The sequence below is a fragment of the Bifidobacterium intestinale genome (genome assembly GCF_023656765.1).
Classification (GTDB): Bacteria; Actinomycetota; Actinomycetes; order Actinomycetales; family Bifidobacteriaceae; genus Bifidobacterium; species Bifidobacterium hominis.
On record NZ_JAMOKR010000002.1, the window covers coordinates 369,135 to 386,346 of the forward strand.

11 protein-coding genes are annotated in these 17,212 nt (G+C 56.5%); 10 read left to right on the plus strand and 1 reads right to left on the minus strand.

Annotated elements, in window-relative coordinates:
* The first annotated feature begins 69 nt into the window (after positions 1–69).
* Both NBH13_RS04465 and NBH13_RS04470 read left to right on the plus strand, forming a co-directional pair.
* Complete coding sequence (locus tag NBH13_RS04465) at positions 70–975, plus strand: cysteine ABC transporter substrate-binding protein (protein ID WP_126016087.1); 906 nt, start codon at positions 70–72, stop codon at positions 973–975.
* 331 nt (positions 976–1,306) lie between these two features.
* Positions 1,307–3,433 (plus strand): alpha-galactosidase, encoded by a 2,127-nt coding sequence (locus NBH13_RS04470; RefSeq protein WP_231858082.1) that lies wholly within the window; start codon positions 1,307–1,309, stop codon positions 3,431–3,433.
* Between the two features lie 84 nt (positions 3,434–3,517).
* Here the strand turns inward: NBH13_RS04470 and NBH13_RS04475 are convergent, their stop codons facing one another.
* Positions 3,518–4,519, minus strand: coding sequence for a LacI family DNA-binding transcriptional regulator (locus NBH13_RS04475; protein ID WP_126016089.1), 1,002 nt, complete (start codon positions 4,517–4,519; stop codon positions 3,518–3,520).
* 148 nt (positions 4,520–4,667) lie between these two features.
* Between NBH13_RS04475 and NBH13_RS04480 the strand changes: the two genes are divergently transcribed.
* From NBH13_RS04480 to NBH13_RS04515, 8 genes are all read left to right on the plus strand, one after another.
* Positions 4,668–5,918, plus strand: a complete 1,251-nt coding sequence (locus tag NBH13_RS04480) for an ABC transporter substrate-binding protein (RefSeq protein WP_250779115.1) — start codon at positions 4,668–4,670, stop codon at positions 5,916–5,918.
* Between the two features lie 149 nt (positions 5,919–6,067).
* A complete protein-coding gene (locus NBH13_RS04485; RefSeq protein ID WP_117664617.1) occupies positions 6,068–6,973 on the plus strand; it encodes a carbohydrate ABC transporter permease in 906 nt (301 codons plus the stop codon).
* Between the two features lie 14 nt (positions 6,974–6,987).
* On the plus strand, positions 6,988–7,836 hold the full coding sequence (locus NBH13_RS04490) for a carbohydrate ABC transporter permease (RefSeq protein WP_003808530.1): 849 nt from the start codon (positions 6,988–6,990) through the stop codon (positions 7,834–7,836).
* Positions 7,837–7,881: 45 nt separating this feature from the next.
* Entirely contained in the window at positions 7,882–9,864 is a 1,983-nt protein-coding gene (locus NBH13_RS04495; protein WP_003836384.1) for a glycoside hydrolase family 127 protein, read from the plus strand.
* 251 nt (positions 9,865–10,115) lie between these two features.
* A complete protein-coding gene (locus NBH13_RS04500) occupies positions 10,116–13,346 on the plus strand; it encodes a carbohydrate-binding protein (RefSeq protein ID WP_250779116.1) in 3,231 nt (1,076 codons plus the stop codon).
* Positions 13,347–13,659: 313 nt separating this feature from the next.
* The gene (locus NBH13_RS04505; RefSeq protein ID WP_250779117.1) at positions 13,660–14,985 is read left to right on the plus strand and encodes an MFS transporter; all 1,326 of its coding nucleotides are present in this window, start codon (positions 13,660–13,662) and stop codon (positions 14,983–14,985) included.
* A gap of 277 nt (positions 14,986–15,262) precedes the next feature.
* The gene (locus tag NBH13_RS04510; protein ID WP_250779118.1) at positions 15,263–16,285 is read left to right on the plus strand and encodes a ketopantoate reductase family protein; all 1,023 of its coding nucleotides are present in this window, start codon (positions 15,263–15,265) and stop codon (positions 16,283–16,285) included.
* 39 nt (positions 16,286–16,324) lie between these two features.
* Positions 16,325–17,200, plus strand: a complete 876-nt coding sequence (locus tag NBH13_RS04515; protein ID WP_250779119.1) for a MetQ/NlpA family ABC transporter substrate-binding protein — start codon at positions 16,325–16,327, stop codon at positions 17,198–17,200.
* The last annotated feature ends 12 nt before the right edge of the window (positions 17,201–17,212 follow it).

Genomic DNA, 17,212 nt, shown 5'->3' on the forward strand with positions numbered 1-17,212 from the left:
CGAAGATCGGCGAAGATCGGTGCAATTCAAGATTTTGATAGCAGTCATCTTTGCAAGAGAGGAGAAACCATGACCGCATCAATCATCAACAAAACATTCAAGAGCATCGTGGCCGCATCGGCCGCGTTGATCATGGCAGTCTCGGTGGCTGCTTGCGGCCCGTCCGCGGCCACTCCGAGCGACGAAGGCTCCGCAAACAACGATTCCAGCTCCAGCAGTAGCGCCACCGCCCGCACTTTGGATGAGATCAAGAAGTCCGGCGAACTCAAGGTCGCCGTGTTCTCCGACAAGGCTCCGTTCGGCTACATTGACAAGGAAGGCAAAAACGCCGGCTACGACGTTTACTTTGCCGAGCGCCTCGGTAAGGATTTGGGCGTGAAGGTCAAGTACACTTCCGTTGACCCGGCTGCCCGCGTGGACGTGCTCACCGCCAACAAGGTGGACATCACGCTGGCCAACTTCACCGTCACCGACGAGCGTAAGGAGAAGGTCGATTTTGCCAAGCCGTACATGAAGGTGGCACTCGGCGTGGTTTCCCCGGAAAATGCCGAAATCACTGACGTGAGCCAGCTTAAGGGCAAGACGCTGATCATCGCCAAGGGCACCACCGCCGAAAGCTACTTCGAGAAGAACGAGCCCGATGTCAAGCTGCAGAAGTACGACCAGTACGCCGACGCCTACAATGCGCTGCTCGACGGTCGTGGCGACGCTTTCTCCACCGACAACACCGAGGTACTGGCTTGGGCCAAGTCCAACAAGGGTTTCAAGGTGGGCATCACCAAACTTGGTGATGAGGACACCATCGCTCCGGCTGTACAGAAGGGCAACAAGGAGCTGCTCAACTGGCTGAACGACGAAATCGTGAAGTTGGGTAAGGAGAACTTCTTCCACAAGGATTACGAGCAGACCCTGAAGCCGGTGTACGGTTCCGATGTCGATCCCAATGACATCGTGGTCGAAGGCGGCGAGCTCTGATTTTCGACAGAGCTGCCTGAAGCTGTCTGAATCGTAGGCAGACCCATCCGATGGCAAGGCCCGTCCATTGCGGACGGGCCTTTTCGTATTGGATGGGCTGATGCAGCAAGGGGAAGAGCGGTGCGCGCGGAACGGGTTTTGCATGGATCGATTTGTTTATGGTCATGCTGAGATTGCTTCGAAAGAAATGTTTCCGGTTAGCTGGTTTAAACGCTTGCGTCTTGTTGTGTTCGCATACCTTATATGTGTACGCATAAACGGTTTCAGCATATGATCCTCCTCCTTCCAAGGAATATGCTGAAACCGCGGATCAGCAACTGTAATGGAGATAATGATGTCCCAAACCCTCACATGGAATGCGGGCCCGGTGTCCATGGCGTTCGAATACGCGGATGGCCAGCCTGTTGTTATGCGCGCTCTTGAAATTAATGGTGTCAGTGTGCAATTCCCCGAAAGCACTCCGATTGCGGAGGTCATGACCACCGACACAGGTCACATGATTTCCTGTAACAAACTTACGCATACCGTTATCGGGCGAGAACTGCGCTATAGCAGCCATCAGACCAACACCACTGGGTATCGCAGCGAGTTGAAGATCGTGCTGGAAGATGAAGATCGCGATCTCGAAGTGGCTGTCCGCTACAGCGTTGACGAGCGCTCGCCGATGGTGCAGACCGATGTGACCGTCACCAATATGGGGCTTGAGCCGGTGCTGCTCGATTCTGTTACCAGCTGGAGCAGCACATTTGGCATTCCGGCAAATGCCGATGAAGGCACCGAATCCGGTTTGGAACATTGGGACTTGCTCGAAGGGCGTTTCGATTGGCTCGCCGAGGGACGGTGGAGCCGTAAGAGTCTGCGCGAACTGCTGCCGGCCATCGGCCAGGAACTTACCAATGTCGATCCAAGGCAAAGCCATCAGGTCGTATCCACCGGCACCTGGTCCACCGGCACCAATGTGCCCCTGGCCATTCTCGAATCCAAAGCAATGAAGCTGGCATGGCTGTTCCAGATAGAGCACAACGGTGCTTGGCGCTGGGACGTGCAGGACAACACCGCGGACGGCTGCGTGGCACTGTCCGGCCCGACCAACGAGAACCATGCATGGTTCAAAGAACTGCATTTGGGGGAATCGTTCACCACTGTTCCGGCATCCTTCACCATCGCCCACGAATTCGACGGCGTAATCGCCAACGTTACCGACTATCGCCGCGAAGTGCGCTCGCCGCACGTCGACAACGTCGAACCGAGCGTGGTGTTCAACGACTACATGAACACCATCTATGGCGATCCGACCACCGAGAAGGAGCTGCCGCTGATCGAAGCCGCAGGTAAGGCGGGCATCGAGATCTTCGTCATCGACTGTGGTTGGTACGACGATACCGGCAATTGGTGGCCGTCTGTCGGCGAGTGGATGCCGTCCAAGACCCGCTTCCCTGGTGAGAAGGGCATTGTCGAAGTCATCGACGCCATCAAGGACGCCGGCATGATTCCGGGCATCTGGATCGAGCCGGAGGTCATCGGCGTGAAGTCACCCATGGCGCAGAAGCTGCCGGATTCCGCGTTCTTCCAGCGGCATGGAAAACGCGTGGTGGAGCAGGAACGCTATCTGCTTGACTTGCGCGATCCAGCGGCGCGTAGGCATCTCGATTCGGTAATCGACCGTTTGGTCGGCGAATACGGCATTGGTTACTTCAAGTTTGATTACAATGTCTCTCCAGGTGCTGGCACCGATTATGACGCCGACGCCCCCGGTGCCGGTCTGCTCGGTCATAACCGTGCTTACAGCGATTGGATTGATGGTTTGCGGGAGCGCTACCCAGATGTGATTCTGGAGAACTGCTCGTCCGGCGGCATGCGTGAGGATTTCGCGCAGACATCCCGCTTTCAGGTGCAATCCACGTCCGATCAGCAGGATTTCCGTCTGTACCCGGTCATCGCTGCGGCCTCGCCGATGATGGTATTGCCTGAACAAGCCGCCAGCTGGGCGTACCCGCAATCCGATATGGGGGCCGAAGAAACCGCATTCAACATCAACACCACATTCTTAGGGCGGTTCTTCCTGTCTGGGTACCTGAACCGCATGAACGAGCGGCAACTCGCCTGGGTACAGGAAGGCGTGAACGCCTACAAGAAGCATGTACAGCCGGTGATCGGTGAATCCAAGCCGTTCTGGCCGATGGGACTGCCTGGCTGGAACGATAAGGTGCTTGCGCTTGGCCTGGATGCCGGCGATCGTGCGCTGGCCACGGTGTGGAGTCGTGACAGTGAGGGTGGCGACGTGCGTCTGCATCTTGATCGTTGGACTGGGCGTGCCGGTGAGGTTTCCGCAGTGTATCCGGTTGATGGGTATGCGCAGTGGCCAGTCCACTGGGATGCCGCATCCGGAGAGCTTGTGGTTACCGTTCCGTCCGATGGCGGCTATGTGTCTCGAACATTCGAGGTGAATTTCAACTGATACTTTCCTTTCCCTTCCTTCCCCGATGAGGCGTCTGCAATGCACGGTCATGGCATTGCAGACGCCTCTTTTGCGAATGAGAAATTATGCCGTTGTTGATTTTCTTACTATCAACGAGCAGCCGATATATGTCGTGCCATGGTGAGGATTGCCATTGATGGCGTCCAGCAGATGCCGGGCGGCGCGTCTGCCGATTTCCTGCAGATTGTTGTCGAACGAGGTGATCGGCACGCGGCATTCGGTGGCGGTGACCTGCCAATTGTCATGACCGATAACCGCGATATCCTCTGGCACACGTATACCTTGGGCGAGCAGTGTCTCGATGACTCCGCGTGCAAGCATGTCGTTGAGGCAGTAGATGCCGTCGATGCGAACGCCTTTGCTAAGCAACAACTGTGCGGCTGTGCGTCCCCATGACTCATGCCAGTTGCCGTAGCAGACTGGTGCCGCCAGTTGAAGGCCGCTTTGTTTTAGTGCCTTACGGGCTCCGGCAAGCCGATCTTTGGTGGCTGTATAGTGCTCCGGTCCTGAGACAATGGCGATATGCCGTCGACCACGTAACAGTAAATGATCAATGGCCATTGCGCCGGCTGCGACATTGTCACATGTCACCGAGCAGTCTTCGGGATTGTTGGATGGGGCGTAAGCGTATACGATTGGGATTCCCAATGCGGTATTTGGCTTCAACGGCGGTCTGCTATCTGTTTCCCCACCAAGCATGAGCAGCCCGTCAACTCGTCTTGCCGCCAATTGATCGATATGCGCCCGTTCGAGTTTTGGATCGCCTCTGGAATTGGTAAGCAGCACGGCGTGATTGGTGCTGCCCAGGGTGTTTTCCGCGCCGATAAGCGCTGGATTGGAGAATCTGCCTTCAAGGTCAGAGGTCACCAGACCGATGAGTCCGGTTTTGCAACGTGGTGTCTGAACATTGGCTGTTTTGACATACCCAAGCTCATCGGCTGTTTCGAGAATAAGTCTTCGTGTATGTGCGGAGAGCTGACCTGTGTCGTTCAAAGCCTTGGAAACAGTGGCCTTCGATACGTGTGCGGCGGCTGCGATGTCGTCTAGTGTGATGCGTTTAGTCATGGGGCAATTCTAGGAAACGTTTCCGTGTCGTGCAAATACCGCACATGGAAGCATGTGCGTTTTTTATTGTTGAAGTCAACAGCAACAAGCCACTTCCTCAAAGTTGAGTTTCAAAGATGAGAGTGGTACTGGAAGAAAGGAAATATCAATGAACACGAATGCCAAGCGTACTGTTATGCGTCTTGTGGCCGGTGTTGCGGCTGTTGCGACGCTGATGGGCACCGCAGCCTGCGGTTCTTCGAACAGCTCTTCGAGTGATGACAACACGTTAACTGTTTCCTACTGGGACGACGAGATGCAGCCCATCAAGGATTTCATCAAGGCTAATCCGGATATCAAAGTCAAGCAGATTCGCGTTCCTGGAGACGACTACAACACCAAACTCAATCAGATGATTGTTGGCGGTACCGCTCCGGACGTCATGCTGACCCAGGAAGCGGATTACGTTCGCTTCGCTAAGAACGGTGTGACCATGAAGCTTGATGACAAGCTGAAGGATCTGGGCATCGACAAGAGCGATTTCCAGCCGGCCGTCACTGATATCACCAACCAAATGGACGGTTACTACGGATTCCCGCAAGGCTTCGCCACCGAAATCATGTACTACAACAAAGATATGTTCGATGCCGCTGGCGTCGCGTATCCGACCGATGACTGGACCTGGGACGACTACACCGCCGCAGCTGAGAAGCTGACCAAGGCCGATGGATCCCAGTACGGTTCCGACTCCCCAACCTTCAACGGCGTATGGTACTCCCTGATCGGCGCCGCCGGTGACAAGGTGGTCGACAATGGCAAGCTCTCTTTCGGTAATGGTTTGAAGAAGACCCTCGAATTCCAGAAGAATCTTGTGGACAACAAGTGGCAGCCGCAGCCGGCTTCCGGTTCTAAGGTTTCTGATATGTTCGCGGCCGGTAAAGCAGCAATGACCTTGGGCGGGACCTGGCTGGTTAGCACCTACAAGGATGTTGACTTCAAGTGGGATATCGCCACGATTCCAACCGCTCCTGGCGCCAAGAAGTACAACTCACTGCACACCTCTTTCTGGGCCATCAACGCCAAGACCAAGCATTCTGCAGCTGCAGAGAAGCTGGTCAAGTTCCTGATGAGCAAGGAAGGCCAGAAGTCGATGTCCCAGAGCCTGGGCAATACTCCTGCCTTCCAGTCCATGATGGCTGACGGCTACTACAAGGTGCAGGGTAAGAACGGCCCGAGCAACTGGAACAGCCTGGAAGCCTCTGCTAAGGAAGCAAAGCTTGGATACACGCTGGTGGCCTCAACTCCAACATTCAACCTGTATGACCAGTTCAATGCATATGTTCTTGGCCAGACTTCGTTGAGTGAAGTGACTGGGACACAAGTGGCCAAGGCCAATAAGGAAATTACCGACGCGCAATAAGAAGGCAAGCCTATAAAGCAATATCAATCTACTTTTTCTGTTTCTTGATTGGCGGCTCTCATGACTTCCAGTAATGGGAGCCGCCAATCAATCTCCAAGCAGTATACGTATCGTAACCAACCATTTCCCAATCGCAGAGGGGCATTCAAATGTCAATCTCCAAGAAAACCGCGAAGTCTTCGGGCAAGATACGCTCGGATGCGGGAGCAGCATGGGGTTTCCTCAGCCCCTGGATCATCGGATTCCTCATTTTCAGCGCATTTCCGTTGGCTTTCAGCTTTTATCTGAGTCTTACCAAGTGGAATCTGATGGGAGACCCGCAATTTGTGGGCCTGCAGAATTACAAGGACATGCTTTCGGGCAACGGCGAGCTCGGGCAGACCTTGTTGGCAACAGCGATCTTCACCGTTATCAACGTGTCGGTGTCTATCCTCTTTTCCCTGCTGCTCGCTATTCTGCTTAATTTCAAGGTACGTTTCAAGGGACTGTTCCAGTTCTTCTACTACGTACCGACCATCATGCCGTCCGTGGTCATGGCGGGATGCTTGGTTCTGATGTTCAACCCGCAGCTGGGCATCATCAATTATGTACTGAAATCGATGGGTGTGCAGAACCCTCCGAACTGGTCCGGTAGCCAGACTTTTGTGTGGGTGCTTGTAGCCGTTGCCTCGGTATTCACCTTCCAGACCGGCCAGCAGATGCTTGTCTTTTCCGCAGCGCTCAAAGATGTGCCGCAGGAACTGTATGAGGCCGCAGCGCTTGACGGCGCAGGCGCATGGAAGCGCTTCGTCAATGTCACCATCCCGGGCATTGCTCCAATGATGCTGTTCAATGTCGTTTCTTGCACGGTCAATTCGTTCAACAGCGCGTTCTCGCTGCTGTACCCGTTGACTGGCGGCGGTCCAGGCAACGCCACCAAGGTCATCGGCCTGTTGATCTACGACAAGGCATTCAAGAGCTTCAATATGGGTCAGGCTTCGGCTCTTGCGGTGATTCTGTTCATCATCGTCGGCGTGATCAGCGCTCTGCAGTTCAAGCTTATGGATCGTCAGTAAAAGGAGACACGAAAATGGAACTGCATACTCCGAAATATGTGAAAGTCCTACAGTATGTCGTGATGATCATCATGGCACTGTTCATGTTCTTCCCGATTTATTGGATTTTCGTTAACTCTTTGAAAACCATTACCGGCATTTCGGCATGGCCTCCGGAGTTCTTCCCGAAGGATCCGCAATGGGGTAACTATGTCAAGGTGCTAGAAAATCCCAATACTATTCTGTACTTGCGCAACACTTTGATTCTTGTAGTGCTGAACACTGTCGGTACACTGCTGACCAGCTCCATCGTTGCCTATCCGCTGGCTCGTATGAACTTCAAGGGGCGTGGTGTTGTATTCGCCATCATCTTGGCGACCATGATGGTGCCGTCCGCGGCACTGGTCATTCCGCAGTACCTCCTGTTCCGCAACTTCGGTATGTTGGACTCCTTCTGGCCGCTGATCCTCCCGAGCTTCTTCGCTCAGCCGTACAACGTCTTCCTTTTCCGGCAGTTCTTCGTTTCGATACCTGATTCAATCGATGAAGCCGCAATGCTGGATGGATGCAGCCGTTGGCAGGCATTCTGGAAAGTCATCGTGCCGCTCGGTAAACCGATTTTCATTACCGTCGGCATCATGTCTGCCAGCTTCTGGTGGAACGAACTGTTCTCTCCGCTGGTATACATCAACTCCGAAGACCTCAAGCCGCTGACTTTGGGTGTTCTCACATCCTTTGTCGAGACCTCGGCAGGTGCTTCTAAGACTATGTGGAACCTGCAGATGGCGTTCTCCATGCTGATGATCATTCCTCCCGCGCTGCTGTACATCTGCTGCTCGAAGTACATCACCGAAGGCATCAAGACCAGCGGCATGAAGGACTGACATTTCTTCGCACCAAGTTTTCCAACCAACAACAAAGGAATCGAAATGACTAACCAAGCCCAGGCTCTGAATGTGAATATCACGTCACGTTTCTGGACTCGATACCTCAATATGACCGTCGAAAACGCGCTGCCATACCAGTGGCGTGCGCTGAACGACGAAGTGCCCGTCGATGTGCCGGAAGGCGCGGCATGGGGCGAGAACGGCAGTCAGTTCAGCCACTCGCTTCGTAATCTACGTATCGCCGCAGGCCGCGAGGAAGGCGTGTTCTCCGGCCAGCCGTTCCAGGACACCGACGTATCGAAGTGGCTTGAGGCCGCCAGCTATGCGCTGCGCCGCAAGAACGCCGGTCTGAACGTCGACGAGCTCGAAGCCCACGTGAACGAGGCCATCGAACTGTTCGAAGGCGCTCAGGACGAAGATGGGTACCTCGACACCAAGTTCGAGCTGGATCTACCTGCCGAGAAGCGCTTCAAAGGCTTGCGCTGGAGCCATGAGCTCTACACCATGGGCCATTTCATCGAAGCCGCCGTGGCCCATTACGAGGTCACCGGCTCCAAGCGTGCCCTGGACATCGCCGAACGCGTGGCGAATTGCATCGGCCATAATTTCGGTGATGGCGAAGGCCAGGTGCACGGCCCGGACGGGCACCCGGAAATTGAGCTTGCCCTGGCTCGCCTGTACGAGGCGACCGGCGAACGCCGCTGGCTCGATCTGGCCGCATGGTTCATCCGCGTGCGCGGCACCGACCCGGAGTTCTTCGACGAGCAGGACGCCGCCGGCGGTCCGCAGTTCTACACCGACCTGCACATGCCGCTCAAGTACTTCGTGCAGGACGAGCCGATCCTCGACAAGCAGCATGCCGAAGGCCACGCCGTGCGCCTGCTGTACTTGGCCGCCGCCGTCTCCAAGGTTGGCCGTCTGCTGAACGACCAGAAGATGCTCGACACCGCCGAGCGTCTGTGGACCAACATCGTCAAGCACCGCATGTACATCACCGGCGCCGTTGGCTCCTGCCAGGTCGGCGAATCCTTTAGCTTTGACGATGATCTGCCGAACGACTTGGTGTATGGAGAGACCTGCGCATCCGTCGCCATGCTGTTCTACGGCAAGTCCCTGATGGAGACCAAGCCGCGCGGCTCCGTGGCCGACGTGATGGAGAAGGAACTGTTCAACGGCGTGCTTTCCGGTGTACAGCTGGACGGCACCCGCTACTTCTACGTCAACCCGCTGGAAGCCGATCCCGCAGCGTCGAAGGGCAACCCAACCAAGGCGCATATTCTTACCCGCCGCGCCGGCTGGTTCGACTGCGCCTGCTGCCCGGCCAACCTGGGCCGTCTAATCACATCCCTCGACCAGTACCTGTACACGGTTTCGAATGACGGCAAGACGGTGTACGCCCACCAGTTCGTGGCCAACAAGACCGAATTCGAAGATGGCTTCACCATCGAGCAGACCCAGGCCGGTGACGAATACCCGTGGAGCGGCGACATCACCTTCCACGTGTCCAACCCGAATGGCCTGGACAAGAAGGTGGCCGTCCGCATTCCGCAGTGGTCCAAGGACTATACGCTGGAAGTCAACGGCGAAGCCGTCGAGCTCCCGGTGGTCGATGGTTTCGTGACCGTCGATGCCTCCGCCGCTGACACCGAAATCCATTTGGTGCTCGACATGTCCGTGCGTCGCGTTCGTGCCTCGCTGCGTGTGCGTGCCGACATCGGCAAGCTGGCCGTGGCCCGTGGCCCGATCGTGTTCTGCATGGAACAGGTCGACAACGAAGGCCCGCTGTGGCTGGATGGCATGAGCGCGGATGCCAACGTGTCCGAGTCTTACGAACCGGATCTGCTGGATGGCGTCGAGGTGCTCAAGGTCAAGGGCAGCCGCTTGGAATCCCCGACCGACGACCAGTACCGTGCCGTGGATGCACCGCTTACGGAGCGTGAGGAAACCCTCACCATGATTCCGTACTATGCATGGTGCAACCGCGCCGAAGGCCAGATGCAGGTCTGGGTCCGCGAAACCAAATAGCATCGCATAATCGTGTCCCTGCTCAAGATGGAGCAGGGGCACGATTGCTCTTCTTTTAAACTCTCTACAGCTTGTTCTTGTCGGCTTGAACGCGGTGATGTTGCTTCGGATTTTTGCCGACCGATATGAGAAATCGCCAAACATGGGTGATGTATATGGCAGGGCAGGACGCTCATATGCCTAACAGAATTTGCAACGTTGCAAATCCCGAAATAGACGGGCGACGTTGCCATAGAAGAAAAGGAAAAACCATGAGAATCCGCAAACCGCTGGCAGCGCTGCTAGCGACGGCCACAATGGCCGCATTGGCAGCGACTTCCGGCGCTGCGACCGCGCTGGCGATCGAGAATCCCACAGTGACCGTGCATCTCGACCAGACCGGCTGCACCGAGAACACCAACAACACCAATTGCCAGATTACCCACGGTTCGACAGGCTTCCTGTATGGCCTGACCGATGATGGCGTTTCCAGTGACACCACGCTCAACGGCCTGTCGCTCGATTCCAACAGCGTGCTGGTCGGCAAATCCCCAGACGGCGTGCAACACCCCAATGGCGATGTGCTGAACACCACCGACCAGTGGAAGCGCAACGGCGGTGGCGAAATCCAGGTGTACATGAAGGAAGCCTACAAGAACTTCCCATATGTGGCCTATGGCGATGGCGGCATGGACGGCGACTATGTGCCGAAGCTCAAGGAAATGGTCACCAAGTTCAACACCAAGTACCCGGACCTTAAGGATGACATCGTCTGGATTCCGTTCAACGAACCGGACATCAGCGACGCGAACTACTACAACTTGACGAACTACAACAGCAAGTACGACAGCGTTCGCACGAAATTCTTCGAGGATTGGAACAAGGCCGTCGAAGCAATCCGTTCGGTATATCCGCAGGCCCGTATCGGCGGCCCGAACAACAGCGCCTACTCCGACCGGTTTTATCGTGACTTCTTCCAGAATGCCAAGGAGCATGGTACTGTACCGGATGTCGTCACCTGGCATGAGCTCGGTTCCGGTTTCGGCAGCTACCTGAGCAACTTCCAGAAGTGGAAGACGCTGGAAAAGGATGTTCTTTCCGATTACGCGCCGCCCGAGAACACCGGTCTCAAGCAGGGGCAGACCATCAAGGTCAGCATCAACGAATACGCATGGAAGGACCAGAACGGCAAGGCCATCGAGCAGGTCAAACCTGGCCGTCTGCTGCAGTACGTGGCCCGCTTCGAAAAGACCGGCGCCCAGGGCGCGCTGCCGTACTGGTACCCGGCCGGCGATCTCGACTGGCTGGTCACCAAGAACAACCAGGTGACCGGTTCCTACTGGCTGTACTACTGGTACGGGCTCATGAAGGGCGATCTGCTCAAGGTCGACCTGCCTGATGAGAACGGCAAGCCGCAGGTGCTCGCCTCCTACAACAAGGACAGCAACCAGACCCAGATCCTGCTTGGCGGCTCGAACGAAAGCTCGTATTCCACGACGTTGAACCTGAGCGCGTTGCCCGACAAGTACCCGAACGGTGCCCATGTGACAATCTATGCGACCGATTCCACCGCTCCGGCCAATCTTAGCAATGTGTCAGTCAACGTTCCGGCTGCTTCCGACGGCCCGTACGTGGTAGCGGAACAGGACCTCAGCATCGCCAACGGCCAGGCCAGCCTGCCGCTGAACAATCTCAAGGGCGACAGCGCTTACTACGCGGTTATCGCGCCGGCCACGTCGCAAGGCAAGGTCTCCAACAGCACTGTCGAAGCCGAATACGCCCGCCGCAACGGCACCGCCAAGGTGACCTACGGTAATGCCAGCGGATACTCCGGCACCGGCTACGTCGAGGGCGCCGATGCCACCGCATCCAGCGACTTCTTCGTCGATTCGAAGAAGAACGGATACAACGAGGTTATGTTGCGCTACAGTGCTCCGAAGGCAGACGGCCAGAACGCGAAGCGCACCGTTACGCTGAAGATCAATCCGAACGAAAACTCCGCAAGAAACGATGCCCAGGAACTGACGCTCCAGCTGCCGGAAACCAAGGATGCCAACACCTGGCAGACTGCCAAGGTTCGCATCTACATGCCGCTGGGCCTCAACCAGATCACCGTGGAAGGCTATGGTACCCAGGGCATGCTCATCGATTCGGTGAGCACAGCCAGCGCCGATGACTCCTCGGTGACCCGTTACGAGGCGGAGGATTCCTCCAACACGTTCAACGGCAGTGCCAAGGCGAGTACCGATAACAACGCCTCGAACAGCCGCATCGTCGGCAACGTCGGCAATGGTGCGAACAACTGGTTCCAGTTCAACAAGGTGACCGTGCCGGAGGATGGCAACTATACGCTGACCATCGGCTACGCCCAGTGGGAGTACACCGCGAACAACACCTGGCAGATCGTGAACCGTTGGGCGGATATGTCGGTGAACGGCGAGACCTCGAAGCACCTGGTGTTCGCCAACACCCGTGGCTGGAGCAACTTCTGGACTACTTCGGTGCGCGTGAACCTCAAGAAGGGCGAGAATACCATCCGCTTCGGCAACGCGAACACGGGCACGGCTTCTGAAAGCGGCAAGGCCAGCGGTTGGGCGCCGAACTTCGACTACATCCAGGTCGCTCCCACCGTGGATTCGAGCAGCGTGAAGTACACCACCGCGGACGGCAGCGAGATCAAGTCGATCACCTCGCTGACGGCCAAGGCGAATGGTCTTAAGGACGGTGTGCTGACGCTGACGGAAGGTGACAGCGTTGATGTGGAAGTGAACATCAAACCGATTAACGCGACTGATGCAACGCTCGTCTGGGCGTCCTCCGACTCGTCCGTCGCGACGGCCGAAGAGCAGGAAGACGCCGATGGTATTGCAACGCAGTCCGCGAAACTTGTCGACAGCCGCACGATTCATGCGCTCAAGGCCGGTGAGACGACCTTCACCGTGACTCCTGCCGTTAACGCCGAGAATGGTGTTTCCGCCACTTTCAAGGTGATTGTGACGGCCAAGGAGCCTGAGCCTGTTTCCGCCGACAAGTCCAAGCTGCAGTCCGCAGTGGACGAGGCCGGCAAGCTGGATGAGAAGGACTATACCGCCGACAGCTGGAAGGTGTTCACCGGGCAGCTGGAATCCGCGAAGAAGGTCCTCGCCGATGAGAACGCCACTCAGGACGACGTGGACTCCGCACTCAAGATGCTGAAGGACGCTCAGTCCGGGCTGGTCAAAGCTGATAGCGGCTCCACCGGTGGTAGTACGTCCGGCGGTTCCAGCGCTGGAAATACCGGGAATACCGGGAATATCGGAAACACCGGGAACACGGGAAGCGGCGGTTCTCATGATGCGAGTGCCGCCTCCACCGGTGCGGCGAACGGCAACGACTCCGCCAACGGTGGCCAGCTCGGGTTGGTCAGCACGGGTGCAGGCATTGCTCTGGTTGCCGGCGTTGCAGCACTGCTGGCTGTGGCAGGTGCTGTGATCGCAGTACTACGCCGCCGTAACGCGATCTGATTTCCGGCAAAGACGGTTTCATAGGTGCATGCTGCCCGGTGGCCATGATATGGACCATCGGGCAACATGCCCTGCAATCCCTCGTGTACAGGCATGCTATCGGTAGCTTGCGCAAGAGAGATTGCTGCGAGCAAGGCGCTTTTCCGAGGCGGGTTCGTGCGCTAAATATGCACGGAAACGTTTCCGGAAATACGAGTATTCGATTTCCGGCGTGTTATCTGGCTTACAGTAAAACGCTGTAAGAACGCATATTGAACAGCGGCTTATGTCGTCTCTACGGCAGGGGCGCCAACATAAGCACAGGAGCTTACTCATGCAAACCGCACAGAGCAACAGTGAAGTACTCGTAGACCCGGATACGTTGTCTCCGGAAACAGGAGAACCATTCTCGCGGGCAATGACGGCTCGCTACCTCGTTGCCTTCGTTATTTTCGCAATCCTTAATTGCGCCGCATTCGTGCTGAACGGCAATACGCTCATGCCTCAGCATCTGAAGGACCTGGGATACAACGAAACGGAAGCCACCACCGCACTCGGTACCATCACCTCACTGACCGCGATCGTTGGTCTGCTGTCCGGCTACATCTGGGGCGCATTCTCCGATCACACTCGTTCCCGCTTCGGCAAGCGCACGCCATGGATCTTCGCAGGTTCCATTGTGGCAGGCATCGGCTTGTACCTGCTCGGCTCCTTCGGCGATGTGCCGAGCCTGACCGCCAGCTATATGCTGAACAACCTCGGCCAGGGCGCCATCCAGACTCCGATGTTCGCCATCCTCGCCGATCGTGTTCCCAAGTCCGTGCGCGGCACGCTGTCCGCAGGCCTGGGCGCAACCGCGCTGGGCACTCCTGTCGGCCAGTTCCTCAGCTCGCTGTTCCTCGGACAGCCGTATCAGAACATGGGCTTCGTCGTCGGCGCGCTGATGATTGCGGCCTCCGGCATCATCCCGCTGCTGATCCTGCCGCGCGAGCGCAGCTCCAAGAACGATGGCGACGGCAAGAGCGGTGCCGAAGCTGCCAAGGAAGCGCTGGAGAACCTGCTGCCTCCAAAGCTCAAGGGCGCGCACGACTTCTACAAGGCTTGCGGCGGCCGTCTGCTGATGATGGCCAGCTATGCCATGATCTCCCAGTACACGCTGTACATCTTCGAGAACTATGTCGGTCTGACCGTGCAGGAAGCCGCCAAGGCAATGGGCACGCTGTCCGCCGTCACCTTCGTCGTGTCGCTGATCGGTTTGGCTGTCTCCGGCCCGCTGTCCGACAAGATTAAGGCGCGTAAGATGCCGATTGCAATCGCCTGCGTGCTGTTCATCATCGGCACGCTGTGCCCGGTGGTGTTCCGCAGTGTCAACGGCGTGCTGCTGTACGCCGCATTCGCCGGGCTCGGCTATGGCGTGTACATCGCCGTCGATGGTGCTCTGAACGTCGACGTGATTCCTGAAGAGGCGCAGCATAACCGTACCGGCGGCAAGTACATCGGCTTCGGCAATCTCGCCAATACTTGCGGCCAGGTGCTGGCTCCGGCCACCACCGCCATGCTGGTTGCGGTTACCGGAACCTACTACAGCGCATTCATCGTCTCTGCCCTGTGCGCATTGGGCGGCGTGCTGCTGATCCTGTGGATCAAGAACGTGAAGTAGGTTTTTATTTACCACGAATCAGTCATCGACAACTGATTCATAGTCATATGAAGCGCATGGGATGCCTGCATTCCATGCGCTTCATATATTGTGCACACATGTATTGCGTTTGCGACGACAGCAGCCTGATAACACCCTATAGAAGCGCCTTATAGGCGTTGCAACAGCCGATAAGAATCGCATATAGCCACGCCGGCATTGACAAGGATGTTTCCCGATATCTTGTGGGTATTCGCTTGAAAACAACGAAAACCACAGGAGAGAGGAGACAGGGAACATGAAGTATGCGGTGATTGGCGCTGGCGGCATGGGCATCCAGTACGGCGTGCTGCTGCAGGAATTCGCGCATAAAGACGTCGACTTTGTCGATACGTGGAAGCCGAACGTCGAGAAGATTCGCGAGCAAGGCGGCGCCTACGTGTCTCAAGATGGTGAAGACCGCCATCTCGTGCCGATTAACGTGTACTACCCGGAGGAATACGCCGGCCAGCCAGATGTGTGGATCGTGTTCCTCAAGCAGATGCAGCTTGACGGCGTACTCAAGCGCTGCGCCCACCTGTTCAACGAACAGCAGATTGTGTTCTCCGCCATGAACGGCTATGGACACTTCGAAAAGCTCAACGAATACTTCTCCAAAGATCGCATTTACGGCGGCACCGCACTGATCGGTGCCTACGTGTACGGCCCCGGCGATTTCAACTTCACCGGCGGGGCACATGCCAAGGCCATGAACCTGTGTGCCTACGCGGATGATGTGATTGACGAGGTGCGTAAACACGAGCAGGCGCTGTACGAGGATTTCGCAACGGCCACACTCAACCCGACCATCGTGGACAACTTCATCGGCATGTGCATGGCGAAAATCGTATTCAACTCGGTGCTGAACACGCTGTGTACCATGTACCAGATCCGCTTCGGCGAATTCCATGCGCATCCCGACGCGCGTTGGCTCACCGAACAGCTGGTCGACGAAGCTTACAGCGCAGCCGAAGCCGCCGGATACCAACTGTTGGGCACGCGCGAAACGGAAGTCGAAACCATTCTGCACACCGCGGGAGTGGCGCATCCGCTGCACTATCCGTCCATGTATCAAGACCTGACTAAGGGACGTCCGACGGAAGTCGACTACATCAACGGCTATATCGCCAAAGTCGGACGCGAGCATGGCTACGAATGCAAGCTGCACGAATTCCTAACCCGCGAAGTGCATCTCGCCGAACAAGCCTTCGCCATCCACAATCCAGGCATCGTCGCACAGGCCAAAGCCGACGTCGAAGCCAGTAAGCCGGTAACGGAATAACCGTAATTTTTCAAAACAAGTGAGAGAAGGAAAACAACCATGACCATCGCTATTTTCAAGAAGCCAAACGGCATCAAACGAATCGCCGCAGCAGTACTCGCCGCTGCAACACTTATTTCCGTTGCGGCATGCGGTTCCGGCAACAGCGCATCCGCGTCCAACAGTCTGAACACCACGAAGGGCAAAACCACCACAATCACCGTCGGCGTGTGCGCAGGACCATACGGCGACATGGTCGACAAGGTTATCGCGCCACTGCTGAAAGATGACGGCTTCAAACTGAAAACCAAGCTGTTCAACGATTATGTGCAGCCCAATAAGGCACTTGCATCCGGTTCCATTCAGGCGAATCTTTTCCAGCATGGCAATTATCTGAAGAAGTTCACCGCCGACAACAATCTCGACCTGACCTCCCTTGGACAGACGCCGACTTTGGGATTGGGCATCTATTCCAACAAATACAAGTCCATCGATGACATCGAAGACGGAGCTACGGTCGCAATCGCCAACGATGGCTCTAACTTGGCGCGTTCTCTTGGCGTGCTCCAGCAGCAGGGTCTGGTGACGCTCAAGGGCGAGGTCGATGCTACCAAGGCCACGGTCAACGACATCGCATCCAATCCGAAGAACCTCAAAATCAAGACGATCGATGCGGCGCAGCTGGCCCGTTCCTTGGACACCGTCGATGTGGCTTTGGTGCCGGGCAACTACTCTTGGGCAGCCAAACTCGATCCGAGTTCCGCGCTCGCCTTGGAAAAGCAGGATGATGGTGTGATCGAAGTGTTCGTGGTCCGCACCCAGGACGTCGATTCCGACTTCGGCAAGGCCGTCAAGAAACTGCTTGTCAGCCAGAAATTCAAGGACGCCATCGCCAAGAGCGAGTTCAAGGATTTCGGCAAGCCGACCACTTGGTGACGCTATAGCGTG